General features: G+C 32.4%; 19 protein-coding genes. 10 read left to right on the top strand and 9 right to left on the bottom strand.

The features are described 5' to 3' along the window. Nucleotides 1-50: 50 nt before the first annotated feature. Nucleotides 51-689 carry a hypothetical protein gene (locus QLQ95_RS18555; protein WP_095927677.1) on the top strand — a complete coding sequence of 213 codons (639 nt, stop codon included), beginning with the start codon at nt 51-53 and terminating at the stop codon, nt 687-689. An 85-nt stretch (nt 690-774) separates the two neighbouring features. Then, nucleotides 775-1,782 (top strand): helix-turn-helix domain-containing protein, encoded by a 1,008-nt coding sequence (locus tag QLQ95_RS18550; RefSeq protein WP_095927678.1) that lies wholly within the window; start codon nt 775-777, stop codon nt 1,780-1,782. A gap of 28 nt (nt 1,783-1,810) precedes the next feature. Here the strand turns inward: QLQ95_RS18550 and QLQ95_RS18545 are convergent, their stop codons facing one another. Beyond that, nucleotides 1,811-2,452, bottom strand: coding sequence for a protein-L-isoaspartate(D-aspartate) O-methyltransferase (locus tag QLQ95_RS18545; protein WP_095927679.1), 642 nt, complete (start codon nt 2,450-2,452; stop codon nt 1,811-1,813). A 246-nt stretch (nt 2,453-2,698) separates the two neighbouring features. Between QLQ95_RS18545 and QLQ95_RS18540 the strand changes: the two genes are divergently transcribed. The 8 genes from QLQ95_RS18540 to QLQ95_RS18505 all read left to right on the top strand — a co-directional run bounded on the left by QLQ95_RS18540 (nt 2,699) and on the right by QLQ95_RS18505 (nt 9,964). Beyond that, nucleotides 2,699-3,664: a Gfo/Idh/MocA family protein gene (locus QLQ95_RS18540; RefSeq protein ID WP_095927680.1), complete on the top strand. Its 966-nt coding sequence runs from the start codon at nt 2,699-2,701 to the stop codon at nt 3,662-3,664. A gap of 93 nt (nt 3,665-3,757) precedes the next feature. Further along, nucleotides 3,758-4,645 (top strand): 3-hydroxyacyl-CoA dehydrogenase family protein, encoded by an 888-nt coding sequence (locus QLQ95_RS18535; RefSeq protein WP_482501043.1) that lies wholly within the window; start codon nt 3,758-3,760, stop codon nt 4,643-4,645. Nucleotides 4,646-4,660: 15 nt separating this feature from the next. Continuing rightward, nucleotides 4,661-5,155: a hypothetical protein gene (locus tag QLQ95_RS18530; protein WP_095927682.1), complete on the top strand. Its 495-nt coding sequence runs from the start codon at nt 4,661-4,663 to the stop codon at nt 5,153-5,155. Between the two features lie 5 nt (nt 5,156-5,160). Next, nucleotides 5,161-5,814, top strand: coding sequence for a YggS family pyridoxal phosphate-dependent enzyme (locus QLQ95_RS18525; RefSeq protein WP_095927683.1), 654 nt, complete (start codon nt 5,161-5,163; stop codon nt 5,812-5,814). A gap of 82 nt (nt 5,815-5,896) precedes the next feature. Continuing rightward, nucleotides 5,897-7,258 (top strand): exonuclease domain-containing protein, encoded by a 1,362-nt coding sequence (locus QLQ95_RS18520; protein ID WP_095927684.1) that lies wholly within the window; start codon nt 5,897-5,899, stop codon nt 7,256-7,258. 30 nt (nt 7,259-7,288) lie between these two features. After that, nucleotides 7,289-8,128, top strand: a complete 840-nt coding sequence (locus QLQ95_RS18515) for an ion transporter (protein ID WP_095927685.1) — start codon at nt 7,289-7,291, stop codon at nt 8,126-8,128. Nucleotides 8,129-8,279: 151 nt separating this feature from the next. Beyond that, nucleotides 8,280-9,209, top strand: coding sequence for a tRNA (adenosine(37)-N6)-dimethylallyltransferase MiaA (gene miaA, locus QLQ95_RS18510; RefSeq protein WP_320492646.1), 930 nt, complete (start codon nt 8,280-8,282; stop codon nt 9,207-9,209). Nucleotides 9,210-9,217: 8 nt separating this feature from the next. After that, entirely contained in the window at nt 9,218-9,964 is a 747-nt protein-coding gene (locus QLQ95_RS18505; RefSeq protein ID WP_482501042.1) for an acyl-[acyl-carrier-protein] thioesterase, read from the top strand. 242 nt (nt 9,965-10,206) lie between these two features. On the opposite strand, the gene QLQ95_RS18500 is transcribed toward QLQ95_RS18505, so the two are convergent. The 8 genes from QLQ95_RS18500 to coaE form a co-directional block, all read right to left on the bottom strand. Further along, a complete protein-coding gene (locus QLQ95_RS18500; protein WP_320492643.1) occupies nt 10,207-10,749 on the bottom strand; it encodes a hypothetical protein in 543 nt (180 codons plus the stop codon). Nucleotides 10,750-10,823: 74 nt separating this feature from the next. Beyond that, nucleotides 10,824-11,513: a peptide chain release factor H gene (gene prfH, locus QLQ95_RS18495; RefSeq protein WP_482501041.1), complete on the bottom strand. Its 690-nt coding sequence runs from the start codon at nt 11,511-11,513 to the stop codon at nt 10,824-10,826. Continuing rightward, the gene (locus QLQ95_RS18490; protein ID WP_482501040.1) at nt 11,501-12,106 is read right to left on the bottom strand and encodes a hypothetical protein; all 606 of its coding nucleotides are present in this window, start codon (nt 12,104-12,106) and stop codon (nt 11,501-11,503) included. Before QLQ95_RS18490 ends, prfH begins: the two co-directional genes overlap by 13 nt. Before the next feature lie 12 nt (nt 12,107-12,118). Beyond that, on the bottom strand, nt 12,119-13,510 hold the full coding sequence (locus QLQ95_RS18485) for an RtcB family protein (RefSeq protein ID WP_482501039.1): 1,392 nt from the start codon (nt 13,508-13,510) through the stop codon (nt 12,119-12,121). Further along, on the bottom strand, nt 13,500-14,261 hold the full coding sequence (locus QLQ95_RS18480; protein WP_482501038.1) for a hypothetical protein: 762 nt from the start codon (nt 14,259-14,261) through the stop codon (nt 13,500-13,502). Before QLQ95_RS18480 ends, QLQ95_RS18485 begins: the two co-directional genes overlap by 11 nt. 515 nt (nt 14,262-14,776) lie before the next feature. Beyond that, nucleotides 14,777-15,493: a response regulator transcription factor gene (locus QLQ95_RS18475; RefSeq protein ID WP_095927693.1), complete on the bottom strand. Its 717-nt coding sequence runs from the start codon at nt 15,491-15,493 to the stop codon at nt 14,777-14,779. A 3-nt stretch (nt 15,494-15,496) separates the two neighbouring features. Further along, a complete protein-coding gene (locus tag QLQ95_RS18470) occupies nt 15,497-17,083 on the bottom strand; it encodes a sensor histidine kinase (RefSeq protein ID WP_095927694.1) in 1,587 nt (528 codons plus the stop codon). Between the two features lie 59 nt (nt 17,084-17,142). Beyond that, nucleotides 17,143-17,739 (bottom strand): dephospho-CoA kinase, encoded by a 597-nt coding sequence (coaE, locus tag QLQ95_RS18465; protein WP_482501036.1) that lies wholly within the window; start codon nt 17,737-17,739, stop codon nt 17,143-17,145. Between the last annotated feature and the right edge of the window lie 2 nt (nt 17,740-17,741).

Here is a 17,741-nt window from a genome sequence, read left to right as displayed (position 1 = left end):
AATTAACATTTTATAGTTATTTTTACTTATAACCAATTTAACTGTAAAATATGAAAAAGTACTTAGTTTTGTTTTTCGCTATTGCAGCGTTTTCAAGTTGTGGCAGTAATACTTCTATTGTAAACAGCTGGAGAGATCCTGATGTAACGATTGCTCAGGAACAATTTAAAAAAGTTTTGGTTGTCGCTTTAGTCAAAGATGAAGCTTCGAGACGAATTACAGAAAACAGAATTGCTGCAAGCAATCCAGTATTTAAAACTTCGTATCAATACTTAAATGCAACTTCACAATTATCACAAGAACAAAAACTAAAGGTTTTACAAGACGAAAATTTTGACGGAGTAATCAGTATGCGATTAGTCAGCAAAGAAAAAGAAGTTAATTATGTTCCTGGCACTTATACAGGAATGTACTATGGCGGTTTTGACGGAATGTATACAGGAATGTACGGTTATGGTTTTGGAAACTGGTACGGAATGTATTCTCCAAACTTTTACGATCCTGGATATTACCAAGAAACCACATCTTATATGGTAGAAACCAATGTGTTTTCACTAAAACAAAACAAATTAATCTGGACAGGAACTACAGAATCGCAATATGTTACCGATTTAGGACAAACCGTTGATGCGATAATGCAAGCTGTTGTAAAAGAAATGAGAAAGGACGGATCGCTTCCTCCCAAATAAAACATCAAGAGCAGTATTTCAAAAATGCTGCTTTTCTTTTGCCTAAAAAATTGACTAATTTTGTCAAGACTAAATCTTTCATAGAATGAAATCACTTTTAAAAAACGCTAGAGAACAGAAAGGTTTAAAAACTCGTGAGTTAGCTCAGCTTGCTGATATTGATCAAGCTTTGATTAGTAAATTTGAATCTGGAACTCGAAAACCAACAAAAGAGCAAGTAACCAAATTATCTCAACTTTTAGAGATTGATTATGAGACTTTAATGGTTGCTTGGCTTAAAGAGAAAATTCTTTATGAAATTGGCAATGAAGAATTTGCATTGAAAGCCTTAATTTTAGCCGAACAAGAAATTCAAAACAATAGAAAAGAAATCAACTCAGCATTACTATCTTCTATTCAAAATATCTTGGATGAAATTGAAATCTTAAAAAGTAAAATCCATTCTTTTAATCATTTTGAGTACCGTCAAATTTCAAAAACTTTAGAAATAGAATTTATTTTTAAAAGTATTCATTTAAACAAGAATCCACTAACCTTGGAAGAAACTAAACTAGTCTTAAATGAAGGATTGACCATTTCTGGAAAAAGTATGCAAAATCATCTTGAAGCCATTAATTTTCAAGAAGCAACATTTTACATTAAAGATCTAACTCAAAAGAAAACATCATTTAATGAAAAAGATTTTCTTTTGCTTCATACTTTTATTTTTAAAGGATTTGAATCTGAAAGTTCTGGAAAATATATCAATGATAAACTTATTATACGCGAAATGAATTTATTTTTTAATTGGTACGAATCGCAAAAAAACAATCTTCATACCTTAATTCTCGCATCTGAAGCTCATCTAAAAATAGCTGAAATTAAGCCTTTTGAAAATGGAAATCTTCAAATGGCAAATCTAGCATTAAACTGGATTTTAATCCAACATAATTATACATATGTCACAATTGATGAAAATCAAAAGAGTATAGATGAGTATTTTTCTGTTTTGGAGGAAAGTCAGATTCAGAATGATAAATCAATTTTTATTAATTATATAATTAGTATCGAAAAAGAAAATCTAAAAAGAGCGATACAATTAATCGAAAAATAAAAAAGCCCAGCTAAAACTGGGCTTCGTATTAATTTTTATCTTCTAATAAAGGAACAAATCTAAACTCTCCAAACTCATGTTTTTCAAATTGAGTTTCATTCTTTCTAATTAATAAAGTCATAATCTGAACATCTTCTCCTAAAGGAATAACAAGCCTTCCCCCTATTTTCAACTGAGCCATTAAAGGCTGCGGAATAAAAGGCGCACCTGCTGTAACTATAATACTATCAAACGGAGCAAAATTTGGCAATCCTTTATATCCATCTCCAAAAGAAACATGCTTTGGACGAATGTTTAATTTTGGAAATAAGTTAGAAGTTGCTTTAAACAATTCACTTTGTCTTTCAACGGTAAATACTTTAGCGCCTAACATAAATAAAACGGCAGTCTGATAACCAGAACCCGTTCCTATTTCCAAAACTTTATGATCTTTCTTAACTTCAAGCAATTGCGACTGAAAAGCCACCGTATAAGGTTGAGAAATGGTTTGCCCTGCACCAATAGGAAATGCCTTGTCTTGATAAGCGAAATCTTCAAAACTTGAATTTAAAAAAAGGTGTCTTGGGATTTTTTTAATGGCATCCAAAACCGCTCTATCAGTAATTCCTTTTTGTTCTAAGGTGGTTACTAATTGATTGCGAAGTCCTTGATGTTTGGCAGTATCTTTCAAAATGGGTAGGTTTTATTTTCGCAAAAATAAGAAACAAAACAGGATTTCAAATATTGATTTTTAAATATTAAATTAATAAAGCTAAAAGTTGAAATGTGAATTGCGAAATATAAACCGTAAAACGTAAAATGTCGACCGTTAAATACCGAAAGTCATAACTCATATTTACATTTCACATTTCACAATTCGATAAATTCATTTTCAGGTTAAACAAATAAATTATATTTTTGTTTAAAATACATTCTCATGTTAAAAGTAGGAGTTTTAGGTGCTGGTCATCTTGGTAAAATACATTTACGCTTATTACAACAATCTGACAAATACGAATTAGTTGGATTTTACGACGAAAATCAAGAAAATGCCGAAAGAATCTCTAAAGAGTTTGGCTATAAAAACTTCAGCACAATTGCAAAACTTATTCACGCTGTCGACGTGATTGACATTGTAACTCCAACACTTTCACACTATAAATGTGCAAAAGTTGCCATCAAATCAGGAAAACATATCTTTATTGAAAAACCAATCGCTAATACAGTTGAAGAAGCCGAAGAAATTATTGCTTTGGCAAAAGAGTACAATGTAAAAGGGCAAGTTGGTCACGTAGAGCGTTTTAATCCCGCTTTTATCGCTACAAAAAACATGATCGAAAACCCGATGTTTATTGAAACGCATCGTTTGGCCGAATTTAATCCGCGCGGTACAGACGTTCCTGTGGTTTTAGATTTAATGATTCATGATATTGATGCCATTTTAAGTGTAGTAAATTCAAAAGTAAAAGATATTCACGCCAGTGGAGTATCTGTAATTAGCGATACTCCAGATATTGCCAATGCCAGAATTGAATTCGAAAATGGTTGTGTAGCCAACTTAACAGCAAGCAGAATCTCATTAAAAAACATGCGTAAGTCACGTTTCTTCCAAAAAGATGCTTACATTTCTGTTGACTTCTTAGAAAAGAAATGCGAAGTAGTACGTATGAAAGATGCGCCAGAAGTTCCTGGAGATTTTGACATGATTCTTCAAAACGCTGAAGGTGTAAAAAAACAAATCTATTTCACCAATCCAGATGTGGAGCAAAACAATGCAATTCTGGACGAATTAGAATCTTTTGCAAATGCAATCAATACAGATACTACACCAGTTGTAACATTGGAGCAAGCTACAGATGCTTTGCGCGTGGCTTATCAAATTATTGATTGTTTCGATAAATAATTAAAATAATTTTAAAAATAAATTAGCCACGAAATTCGCGATCAAGTTGCGAATTCGTGGCTAAATCGTAAAATATAATATACTAAAGGTAATATGAAAACAATAGCTGTAATTGGAGCAGGAACAATGGGTAACGGAATTGCACATACTTTTGCGCAAAGCGGATTTACTGTAAAATTAATCGACGTTTCTGAAAAATCATTAGATAAAGGAATGGCAACCATTGCTGCTAACCTAAATCGTATGCTTTCTAAAGGAACAATTACTCAAGAAGATGTTGCTAAAACTATCACCAATATTATTACTTACACAGATATAAAGGACGGTGTTGTTGGTGTGGATTTAGTAGTTGAAGCAGCAACTGAAAACGTTGAATTAAAACTAAATATCTTCAAACAATTAAACGAATATTGCTCGCACAATACCATTTTAGCAACCAATACTTCTTCTATTTCAATTACACAGATTGGAGCTGTTGTAGCACATCCTGAACGTGTTATCGGAATGCACTTTATGAATCCGGTGCCGATTATGAAATTAGTCGAAATCATCCGCGGATACAATACAAGCGATGAAGTAACTAAAATCATCATGACTTTATCTGAAAAATTAGGTAAAGTTCCTGTTGAAGTAAATGATTATCCAGGTTTTGTAGCAAACAGAATCTTAATGCCAATGCTAAATGAAGCAATAGAAACGTTATACAACAAAGTCGCAGGAGTTTACGAAATTGATACCGTAATGAAATTAGGAATGGGACACCCAATGGGACCTCTTCAATTAGCTGATTTTATTGGTCTTGACGTTTGTCTAGCAATCTTAAATGTAATGTACGACGGATTCAAAAATCCAAAATATGCTCCTTGTCCATTATTAGTAAACATGGTGAGAGCTGGTAAACTTGGAGTAAAATCTGGAGAAGGTTTTTACGATTACAGCGAAAGTAAAAAAGCAGAGAAAATCTCCAAGCAATTTTTGTAAAATCTGATTTGTTCAATGAAAAAAATAATCTTTCTAGTCATTCTAATAATTTTTAGTTTAATTACTCTTTATTATTACAAACCAGTGACTATTGATTATTTATTTGGAATAACTAGAACTTTAAAGCAAGAAAATGGATATCAACTGAATATCAACAACAAAAGGTATGACAATTGTGTCTTTAAAAGTACCGAGAGTTTTGATAAAAAGCGAAAACACAATTTTGTAATTTTATATTTAAGGGATTTAAATATAAAATCAGACTTTGAAATAATCGTTGTAAATCTTGATGATAAAGTAGTAGGCTATTTTTGTGGTTCTGATAAGTGCTATGACAAAGTATTTGGCACTCTTTTTCAAAGTGATATGGGTTCTTTTTATACTCCTTTAGAGGATGATGCAAAAGGGCCTGGATTCGATACTAAATTAAAAATGGAAAATGAAAAGATCGATTTTTACATTCCATCAGAAAGAAATGAAAGCTTACACATTCAGCTTTCAAAAAAATAAATAAAATGTCAATAGCATCAAACTTACATACAATCAAAGCAACTTTACCTGAACAGGTAACTCTTGTTGCCGTTTCTAAAACAAAACCTGTTTCAGACTTAATGCAAGCGTACGAAGCAGGCCAACGCATTTTTGGAGAAAACAAAATTCAGGAAATGACCGAAAAATGGGAACAAATGCCAAAAGACATTCAATGGCATATGATTGGTCATGTTCAGTCCAATAAAGTCAAATTTATGGCGCCTTATGTGACTTTAATTCATGGTGTTGACAGTTTAAAATTATTACAGGAAATCAATAAACAAGCTTTAAAAAATAAAAGAATTATAGATTGCCTTCTTCAAATTTATATTGCAGAAGAAGAATCTAAATTTGGTTTGGATGAAAACGAATTAAATGAACTTTTAACTTCTCCAGAGTTTAAAGAGTTAAAAAATATTCGTATCTTAGGTTTAATGGGAATGGCAACTTTCACAGACAATCAAAACCAGATTAAAAAAGAATTTACCCATTTAAAATCCATTTTTGATTCTATCCAAAAACTGCAGATTGTTGATTTAAAAACAATTTCAATGGGAATGTCTGGAGATTATCAATTGGCAATAGAATGTGGAAGCACAATGGTTAGAATTGGAAGCAGCATTTTTGGAGGCAGATAATTTCAAAACCAAGACTGTAAGTGTGCAGCGATACGCCTACACAGCAAACTGAATACTAAAAACTGAACACTGATTACTGAATTTGTACGCAATACTAGACATAGAAACTACAGGAGGACAATTTAATGAAGAGGGAATTACTGAAATCGCCATCTATAAATTTGATGGGCATGAAGTAGTAGACCAATTCATCAGTCTTGTCAATCCTGAAATTCCGATTCAGCCCTTTGTGGTAAAACTGACAGGAATCAATAATGCGATGTTGCGTTCTGCTCCAAAGTTTTACGAAATCGCCAAACGCATTATCGAAATTACTTCAGACTCTGTAATTGTGGCTCACAATGCTTCTTTTGATTATAGAATCCTTAGAACAGAATTTCGTCGTTTAGGCTACGATTTCGAAGCCAGAACACTTTGTACAGTAGAATTAGCCAAAAAACTAATTCCAGAACAACCTTCATACAGTCTAGGGAAGCTAGTGCGCGCGCTCGGAATTCCTATGGCAGACAGGCATCGTGCAAGTGGAGATGCTATGGCAACGACAAAGCTGTTTAAAATGCTTTTGGAAAAAGACACTGAGAAAACAATTGTAAAAGATTTTATAAAACTCGAAGTCGAAAAAGGAATTTCTCCAAAACTCTTAGATATCTTAAATCAAATGCCAGCCAAAACCGGCGTTTATTATATTTATAACGAAGGGGGAACTTTGATTTATATTGGCAAAAGTCAAAATATCAAAAAAAGAGTCAATCAGCATTTTACTGGAGTTACAACCAAAAGCAAAAGAATTCAGGCTGAAGTCTTTACCATAACTTACGATGAAACTGGAAGCGAATTAATCGCCCTTTTAAAAGAAAGTCAGGAAGTAAAAATAAATCGTCCGAGATACAATCGTTCGCAAAAGAAAACTGTTTTTCCTTTCGCCTTATATGCCGAAAAAGATGAAAACGGATACATCAATTTAAAACTTGAAAAAGCAGACGGACGTAAAAAAGAAATAACCTCTTTTGCTTCTTTGCAAGAAGGTAAAAATGCACTTTTTAGGTTTACAGCAAAATATCATTTGTGCCAAAAACTAACCGGTTTATATCAAACCAAAAAAGAGTGTTTTCAATACAAAATCAAAGAATGCGATGGCGCTTGCGTTGGCGAAGTTACACCAGAAGTTTACAATTTAAGAGTACAGCAGTTTATCTCCGAAAACAGTTTCGAGAATAAAAGCATGATCTTAATAGACAGAGGCCGAAATGTAAACGAAAGAAGTGCGATTTTAATAGAAAACGGAACCTATCAAGGTTATGCTTATTACGATTTGAATCATCAGATCACCAATATTGATATCCTCAAAAACATTCTTATTCCAATGCCGCACAATCGTGATGTGAAAAATATCATTCAGAATTACATCCGAAAAAGCAAATCACTAAAAATACTTCATTTTTAACAAAACAAAACTTTCATTATCTTTAGTGATATGAAAAATAAAAAATCACAATACGAAATCTTCAGGGAAAAAGTCAAAATTATTCTATATGGTACCAATACCATTTTAGGACGAATGTTCGATTTAGTATTATTGGGTTTAATCCTGCTGAGTGTTCTCCTAATAATGCTCGATACTGTTGAAGGAGTCAGTTCTAAATATCATGAACAATTATTGATATGCGAATGGATAATTACAGTTTTTTTCACCATCGAATATATACTGAGAATTATTTCTATTCAAAAACCAGTTAAATACGTTTTCAGCTTTTACGGAATCATCGATTTGCTTGCCGTATTACCCATGTATTTATCGATCTTTTTTCCTGGTGCGAGTATTCTATCCATTGTAAGAGCACTGCGTTTTCTTCGATTGTTCAAGATTTTGCATATTCCGCAAATTAATCATCAATCTTTACAATTAAAAGAAGCTATAGAAGCTAGCAAAGAAAAAATTCTAGTTTTCATTTATTTTGTCTTAATCAGCACTGTTATAATCGGCACAGTCATGTATTTGGTTGAAGGCAGAGAATCAGGATTTACAAGTATCCCAATGGGAATTTATTGGACAATTGTTACTTTAACAACCGTTGGTTATGGCGACATTTCTCCTCAAACTCCTTTAGGACAATTTATTGCAGCATTTGTAATGATTTTAGGTTACGGAATAATTGCTGTTCCAACAGGAATTGTTACAGCCGAATTTGCAAAAAGCAGCCTAAGAAGCAATTCAGTAAGCGGAAAAAAAACATGCCGAAAATGTCAGTCGCAAGTTCATTTTGACAATGCAAAATATTGTTACGAATGCGGAACAGAATTGCCAAATAATTAATTTAGAAGCTAATCCAGCTGTACATTGCAACTCCTCCTTATATTTGTAATTTTTTAAGGCATAAAAGGAGCTTCCGTTGGTCGCTCTTTTACACCAAAAAAATGCAACAAATATAAGTCCGGGGTTTCCATTTCCATCTGGGCTAAAAAATATGAAATATCTAATTACCATTGTCGGACCAACAGCTATCGGGAAAACAGCCCTGAGCATTGCTTTGGCACAGCATTTTAAATGCGAAATTGTTTCTTGCGACAGCCGTCAATTTTTTAAAGAAATGACAATTGGAACCGCTGTTCCCAGTCAGGAAGAATTAAGTGCTGCAAAACACCATTTTATTCAAAACAAATCCATTTTCGAAAATTATACCGTTGGCGATTACGAAAAAGAAGCACTTTCAAAACTAGAAGAATTATATCAAAATAATGATTTTGCAATTTTAATTGGCGGATCAGGTTTATACGTCGATGCCGTTTTAAAAGGTTTTGACGAATTTCCAGAAATTGCTCCAGAAATTCGTACCGAAGTAAATTCAAACTATGAAAAATTAGGAATCGAATATCTTCAAGAACAATTACAAAATTTAGATCCAGATTATTATCAAAAAATAACAATCCAAAATCCGCAGACCTTACAAAATCCGCAACGAATGATGCGTTTTGTAGAAGTTTGCATTGGATCGCAAAAACCCTATTCTTCATTTCTAAATTTGAAGAAAAACAACAGAAACTTCACTCCTATTTTAATTGGCTTAGATGCCGACAGAGAAATCATCTATAGCAGAATAAACCAACGTGTCGATATTATGATGGATATGGGATTATTGGAAGAAGCCAAATCACTTTATCCTAACAAAGAGTTAAATGCTTTACAAACGGTCGGTTATAGAGAATTATTTAGTTATTTTGACGGAGATTTCACTTTGCCATTCGCAATTGAAGAAATAAAAAAGAACACACGTCGATTTTCTAAAAGACAATTAACGTGGTTCAAACGAAATGAAAACACGAAATGGTTTGATTATTCGACTAATAGAAATGAGATTATTCATTACATCGAAGAAAATCTAAAATCTAAAATCTAAAATTAGCAATGCCTATATCACCAAATTTCACATCAGTTTTAAGTAAAGACTGGGAAATTAATTTTACACAATGTACGCCAAACGGTTACTTAAAATACACCGATTTATGCAATCTTTTACAGCTTACAGCTGCTGCACATTCAGAAGTTGGCGGAATCAGTTTTACAGATATGCAGGAATTTGATCAGGCTTGGGTTTTAAGCAGAATGCGTGTAGAAGTAACTGCTTTACCAAAATGGCAAGATGTTGTAACGGTAAAAACTTGGATCAATAGCCTCGAAAATTCACGTTCGGTTCGTGCACTTGAGATGTATGTAAATGGGAAAAAGATTGTTGGAAGCGAAACCTATTGGGCCGTTTTTAATACCAAAGCACGTCGTCCAGAAGCTTTAGCTTTGCCTTATGAACATTTCGAATTGTTCCCAGAAAAAAGAGCAACAACAGAAGGCTTTTCTAAAATAAATATCAACCACGAAAAAGAAGCTGTTTTCGAAAAAACAGTTTATTTATCAGATTTAGATATTGTAAACCACGTTAATAACGTAAAATACTTAGAGTGGTGTCTGGACCATGTCGATCCAAGAAGAATTATAAAACAAGAAGTAAAAAGCTTCGAAATGAATTTCATGAAAGAGCTTTCATTACAAGATAATGTGGTAATTCACGAAAGTGAAGACGACGATCGCACAACAGCAACATTCAGCATTACGAAAGATGATAAAACTTGTTTTGCTTTGGAGCTGCACTGGAAGTAAAAGAAGTTTATAAACAAGTTTTCTTTCCTATTTTCCCGCAATATTGTCATTTCGACGAAGGAGACCCGAGCGATAGCGAATAGGCGAAGCAAATCTCCACAAGAAGCTCTACAAAGATTGGACATTCGTTGCGGAGTTACTCGCGGAGATTTCTCCTTCGTCGAAATGACAAACTTTATCTAAATATTCTTCATAGAACACAAAAAAAACGATGCTAAATTGCATCGTTTTTTGTTTAAAAATTACTTTGATTTCTTTTTAGAGCCTTTCTTAGATTTATCCTCTTTCTTCTCTTTCTTCTTTTTCAACAAATCAACTTTACCTTTAATTCTTTTCTCAACTTCACTAATTCCAGAGTCATAATCATGCTGAATAGAATATAATTTTGCTTGCTTTATTTCTTTTAAAGCTTCTTCAAATTTATGTTGTACTTCTAACAGAATTGTTTTTTTGATGTAAATTTCAGACTTGTTTATTCCTTTTACAGTTAAAGCAAAATCAATTAGTTTTTGAGCTTCTTCATAATCTTCATTCACAATCAAGGTTTGCAAATAATACGGATATACTTCAAGAGCATGAATATTAATAGATAAAGCTTGCTGAAAATAAGATTTCGCCTCTTCATAATTCATTAATTGTTCTGCCTGAATTCTTCCGTATAAACACAAAACCATTGTATTCTTTGAATCATAAGAAAAAGCATAATCCAAAGATTCTATAGTTTCTTCAAGCGAATAAGGATAATTATCCAACGCTTGAAAAAGGTATTTATCAATTGTTTTCATTTTATGTGTCTATTTATTGTTTTTTTTGGTCGCATACAATTTGCATATCATCATTCTTTTCTGCGACCAAGTTTTTAATTATGCTCATTTCGTAAATCGTTTTTTAATTTCTGACGAGTCCCTTTATAACTTTTTTCCACTTTATTCTTTTTAAAATCACTTCCGGTAAAAACTCTCACTGGATTTCCTCGTTGTACATTAAGCTGATTTTCCCATTGTTGTCCCACATGATTTTTAAGCTGAATCAGTTTCTCGTCTTCTAGTTTTTTACGTAACCTTTCTGTTGCCAATTTTTTATTTTGGTGCTGCGAACGGCTGTCCATAGAAACTACTGCAATTCCGGTTGGAATATGCGTCGCTCTGATTGCCGAACTTACTTTATTTACGTGCTGACCACCCGCACCAGAACTTCTCATGGCCTGATATTGAATATCATTTTCAGAAAATAAGTTATTTTTCTGTTGTTCAATTTCAAAGATTCCAATAAACCAGTTTTTGCGTTTGTGCATTTTCCTAAACTGACTTTGGCCAATCCATTGAACTGTTCCTATCCAAGAATTCACAAACTGATCAGTGTTCTTTCCTTTTATAGCGATTGAAGCTGTTTCTACAGTTCCGTTTTCAGTTCCTGCTTCTCTTTGCAGCAAAACAGTTTCCAATTGCTGTTCTTGTGCTTCTTCAAGTACTTTTTTAAGCACTTGGGCAACTACCCAAGTGCATTCTGCAGGTCCGCGACCCGCTGTTATCTGAATTATTCTTTCCATTTTTCTAATATCTTAAGAAGCTTTTCTCTGTTTTTTGCTTCTTTAATAAATTTTGGAAGTCTTGAAACCATTGTTCCATTACTACTTCCATTATTATTTCTTTCTCTTAAGTCGGCTTTAATATATTTTTCCAAGTACATTAAATGTTCATAATTGTAAACCCAAAAAATATTTCCTTTTATTTCTTTTTGAAACCAAAGAAGCAAATTATGCCATGGCTCTCTTACTAAACCGTCTTTTTTAGCTTCTTTTCTAATTCTAGAAACTCCTGGCTTTATTCCTTCCTGAAAACTGCAATGCGGGCATTTAACCTGATAGGTTGCTGGAATCTCTTTAAAAATCTGAGATTCGTAATCGAATTTTTCAAAGCAATTACCACAATAATGCTTTCCATATGCTTTGTATTGATAAACAGGTTCATCAATCTTATAAAAACACGTTTTGCATTCGAAAGCCATTGTAGTGCATTTTCCACATTCACAATTTTCAGGCACTTCTTTTAAAACTCCTTTAGATTCACATTTGGGGCATCTTACGAAAATCTCGTTATAAAAATTTCCCAACCATTTATTTTCGTCTTGAAATCTTTCCATAATTTTTAATTTTTAGCGGTCCATCCTAACAATTTTAGGCGTAAATGTTCCTAAAACTTCAACTAATTCTGTTTGGTTAGCCATCACTTTTGTAATGTCTTTGTATGCCATTGGAGCTTCGTCAATATTACCGCCAATTAAGGTTACATCGTTCGCTTTCAGAACCTTTTTTATTTCACTTTGCGTAAAAGTACTTTTGCATTTGGCTCTCGAAAACAAACGTCCAGCACCATGCGAAGCAGAGTTTAAACTTTCAGGATTTCCTTTTCCTTTTACAATAAAACCTGGCGCTGTCATAGAACCTGGAATAATTCCCAATTGTCCTTCACCCGCAGGTGTAGCTCCTTTTCTATGTACAATACATTCCTTACCATTTACCATTTCTTTCCAAGCAAAATTGTGGTGATTTTCTATTGTTACTACAACTCTTTTTCCAATCGCTTTGGCAATTCTTCTATGAATGTCATCGTGACAAGCTTTTGCATATTCTCCAGCTAAATTCATAGCCAGCCAATATTCCTGACCATCATGTGTATTCAAGTCTAGCCAAGCTAAATGTTGCACATTTTTGGGCAACGGACATTGTTTTGTGGCCAAATAAGTGTAATGTTTCGCAATATTAGCACCCAATCCGCGGGAACCACTGTGTGATAAAACAGCAAAATATTCTCCTTTTTCCAATTTCCATTCATTCTCAGGATTATCAATTTTTGCAATTCCGAATTCTACGAAATGATTTCCTCCGCCTGAAGTTCCCAATTGTTTGTAAGCTTTTGGTAAAAGATTCTTTAACAACGGAATATCCATGAATTCACTTTTATAAAATACTTCATGATCTACTCTTGAAGCATGCGTCTCGTACATTCCGAACTTTGTATTGTCTTTCAAAATAGCTTCTAATTGATGTTCTTTTCCTTTGAAATGAGAAGCTGGCAAATCAAAAATGGAAAGACTCATTCTGCATCCAATATCAACACCAACTCCATACGGAATCACGGCATTGTCTGTTGCTAAAACGCCTCCAATAGGCAATCCATAGCCTGAATGCGCATCTGGCATTAAAGCTCCAGCAACTGATACTGGAAGTTTTAACGAATCGTACAATTGAAATTTAGCCTGTTCATCTATTTCATTCTCACCAAAAATTCTAAAAGGAGCTCTTGTATTTTTAAGCTGATGCATTCTTACCTGAACTGGTTTAATTAAACCCTCAGCTACTTTACCCCAAGTTCCATTTCCTTCATATTTTTCAGGATTTAACAATACATCCTTTGCTTCTGTCAGAATAAATTCCTTTTTTTCTCTTTTTCTATATCTGTTTATCTGCCCTAAGGCGATATTTATTGAATTGTTTTTTGGAAAACCTAATTTAATCAGGTCTTTTCCAGATAATTTATTTCCCATGATTTTCTATCATTTCATCTGCATATTGCTGATATAAAGCATGCAGACTTTTATTTTTAATTGGGCTTATCTCTTTTGGATTCTCCTTTTCATAGTAACTCCATTTATGAGAACTGCCGTGTATTAATCTATTTATTTTATCTCTCAGATTATGATTAACAACATAATTGTCAAGAAGCTGAATTTCACTTTCCAAATCCGAATCGACCATCTTAGTATGTGTTATCATATAAGGGCTTACGCGAAGAACATATCGCCATGGTTCGTTAAATACATAATGAATTTTGTATCGTTTAAAATTGCTGCACCAACGTTCCCTTTTATAAAAATGTGCTTTTTCTTTTTCGGTCAATTCTAATTTTGAACTTCTCCATTCCCATTCCGAAAATTCTTTTACAGTCTGGAGTTTTTCAACATACAGATGTCTTCTTTTTCTTTTTTTCTTTCTTTTAAAAGATTTTTCAGGAGAAAACTGCCATGTATTTATTTTTTCCAATAATTCTCTGTAAAATGGTGCTTCACTTGATCTAGCAATATCATCTCTTAATTTAAAATTACGTTGCCAGCCTTTTTGATACGGAATTTCCAAAGGAACCAATGGTAAGTCTTTACGCTTTTTCCAAAGGTCGATTTCAAGTTTTCTTAACTGGATTAATTGTTTTTCAAAATCTTCTTTTACTAATCTTTTCTTTTTTCTTTTACTTTTAAAACGAGTACATAATGAATACTCGTCTACCGTATAATTTTCCATAAAAAAATTATCGTGCATTAAATTAATAGCCCCAAAAGGCCAAACTATTTATCCTGACGGATAAATTCTAAAAATCGATTTTCGGGAAAATTTTGAAGAGTCTAGAATAAAAAAAAGCCCGAAACTTATTGTCTTCGGGCTTTTTTATATATCTAAAAATATATTTCTAGGATTGAAATAAGCCACGAAGAATTGCTTCACCAAATACGTTTGGTGTAAAGCTCTGAGATGTCAATGTAAGTACAAACATTTTTTCTTCGTTTTTAAAGGGTTATTATTTTTTTCGTGTGCAAATATTCATAATACTTTTTTGATTTTCCAAATTTATTTAAAGAAAATTCTTCAAAATAAATTTCACCAATATATTTTGAGCTTTTAAAACCAACACTATTGTTTTTAGAATCAAACAATTAAAAGCAAATCTATATCACAAAAAACAAATCAAAATATTTTAATTTAATGCATAAAAAAAGCCCTGATTTCTCAGAGCTTATCTATTTTTTTTTGCTGAATGATTATTCAGAAACTTTGCTTTTTATTACCAATCTGAAACCTTCACCGTGAATGTTTAAGATTTCAACATCCTCATCTGCTTTTAGATATTTTCTCAATTTAGCGATGTAAACGTCCATACTTCTTGATGTAAAGTAGTTATCATCTCTCCAGATTTTTGTTAAAGCTAATTCTCTTGGCATTAAATCATTTTCATGAAGAATAAGCATTTTTAACAATTCATTTTCTTTTGGAGACAATTTAATTGGCTCTTCATCTTGGAAAGTCAAGAATCTTAGTTTTGAATTTAAGTGGAATTTTCCAATATTAAACTCAAACTGTACTTGTTCTGCTTTTGTATCAGCTGATTTTCTCTGAATGATTGCTTTAATCTTCATCAAAAGCACTTCTGAATCAAAAGGTTTATTTAAATAGTCGTCTGCACCAGCTTTATAACCTTTTAACACATCTTCTTTCATAGATTTTGCTGTTAAAAAGATAATTGGCACTTCACTGTTCTTCTCTCTAATTTCTTTGGCCAAAGTATAACCATCTTTATAAGGCATCATTACGTCAAGAATACATAAATCGTACACATCTTTCTTGAACTTCTCGAAACCTTCCATACCGTTTTTAGCTAAAGTAACTTCAAAGTCATTTAACATTAGATAATCTTTAAGAACCGCCCCAAAATTTAGGTCATCTTCTACTAAAAGTATTCTTTTGTTAGTATTTTCCATATTTTAATTTATTAATGGTATTTTTATTATAAAGGTGCTACCTTTTCCTTTTTCGCTTTCTACATATACTTGACCATTGTGATCCTCTACTATTCTTTTCACGTAAGCAAGTCCTAAACCGTGTCCTTTTACATTATGAAGATCTCCAGTGTGTTCTCTGTAAAATTTCTCAAACACTCGCTTTTGAGCTATCTTACTCATTCCCAACCCATGATCTCTCACTTTTATCAAAATCATATCTTTAATATTTTCAGTAAAGATTTCGATCTCTGGTGCATCTGGAGAATATTTAATGGCGTTTTCCAAAATATTAACCAGCACGTTTGTAAAGTGAACTTCGTTTATCAAACAAGTTGTTCTTGCTGCGTTATAATGCTTTACTACAGAACCGTTTCTGTCTTCTAAAATAAGATTCACATGCTCAATAGCATCGTCAATTATATCTGTAACTACAGTTGGCTCTTTCGTTATGTCAAGTTCTCTTTTTTCTAATTTTGAAATACGAAGAACATTCTCAACTTGAGCGTGCATTCTTTTGTTTTCATCTCGAATCATTTGAAGATAACGATACACTTTTTCTTTATCTTCAATAACTTTCGGACTTCTAATAGCATCTAATGCTAGATTTATAGTTGCAATTGGAGTTTTAAACTCATGCGTCATGTTATTAATAAAATCTGTCTTGATTTCAGAAATATGTTTCTGACGCAATAATTGATTTAACGCACTTGTGTATGCAACTATTATAATTAATGTAAAAACTATTGATAAAATAGTAATACTTAATAATTCAGATAATAAGAATTTCTTTTTGTGGGGAAAAGTAACTGATAACTCATATTTGCTATTCCCTTCATTATCTGTATAAATTGGAATATCGTATGTAGATTCTTTATCAAAATGAAATCCATCGGATTTAATCTTTGTTGGAACACCACTACTATATATTCCGAATTCAAATTTGGTTTTTACACCATATTCTTCAAGCTCTTTTTTTAATAATTTATAAAGCTTCTCCTTTGATATTCTTCCTTCAATTGGAGTCAAAGACGCGATATCTTTGTATTGAATCTGCTGCTGAACTTTATTTAAAATATCTAAACTTCCTGATTTTTCAATTTTAAGATCAGGAATAATACTTTGTCCTAAACCATTATTATCAATTCCGCTGTTGTTATTATAAACTTCTGTTACTCTTTTTGAACTAAAATTTTTAAAACGTTCGCTACTGAATTTTTTGTTAAAAACTGAGCCATTAATATCGTAATCTTCCGATGTCAATGTGCTTGAATAAACGATTGTTTTATTCGTTTTTGTGTTTCTTTGTACATAAAGTACTTCTAGTAAATCTTCTTTTTTTGGAATTTTACCCGTACTGTCTTTAATACGGTTGTATTTGTCGTAGAAACTGTACTCTTCTTGTTGTTCCAGCTTATCTGCAACATTTCCAATTACTTGAGTAACGTGGTATTTAAATTGCTCTTCATTATTTTTGAACGAAGAATTGAACCAAAACACTTGCACCAGAATTATCCCTATCAAGGACAAACTCATCAATAAAACAAGTATTCTAAAAAATAATTTATTCATCGAAACAAAATTAATATTTTAACAATATACTAAATAATACATTAACCAAATATTAACATTTAAGACTGTTTTTGTTTTATATTTAAAATTTTAAGAATTTTAACAACTTCTTCTTTAGCATTTTTAAGATTATTGTTATTAATCACGAAATTGCTCTTAGAAATTCGTTTTTCATCATTCCACTGCATTTTCATTCTACTTAAAACTTCTTCGCGGGTGGTTTTATCTCGTTTTATAACCCTATCAATTCTTACCTCTTCGGGTGCTGTTACGGTTATAATTACGTCACAATCTTTATATCGGCCGCTTTCAAATAAAATAGCAGCTTCATACATTACATAATCATTATTTGTGTGCTCTTTTACCCAATCATCAAAATCTAGTTTTACCGCTGGATGCACAATCGCATTTAATTTTGCCAATTGTTCTTTATCATTAAAAACAATTTGAGCTAGTTTAGCACGATTTAAAATATCATTATCAAAAATATTGCCACCAAATGCAGCTTTTACTTCTGCCAGAATGTTTTTTGACTGCATTACTCTTTTAGCACCGTCATCGGCAATATAAACAGGAACGCCCATTTCTTGAAAATAGTTTGCAACAGTCGTTTTCCCACTGCCAATTCCTCCTGTAAGACCAATAACTTTTGTCATTC

Source organism: Flavobacterium sp. B330r (assembly GCF_056824325.1).
Note: the sequence above shows the minus strand (reverse complement) of the source record. Positions and strands in the feature narration are given on the sequence as shown.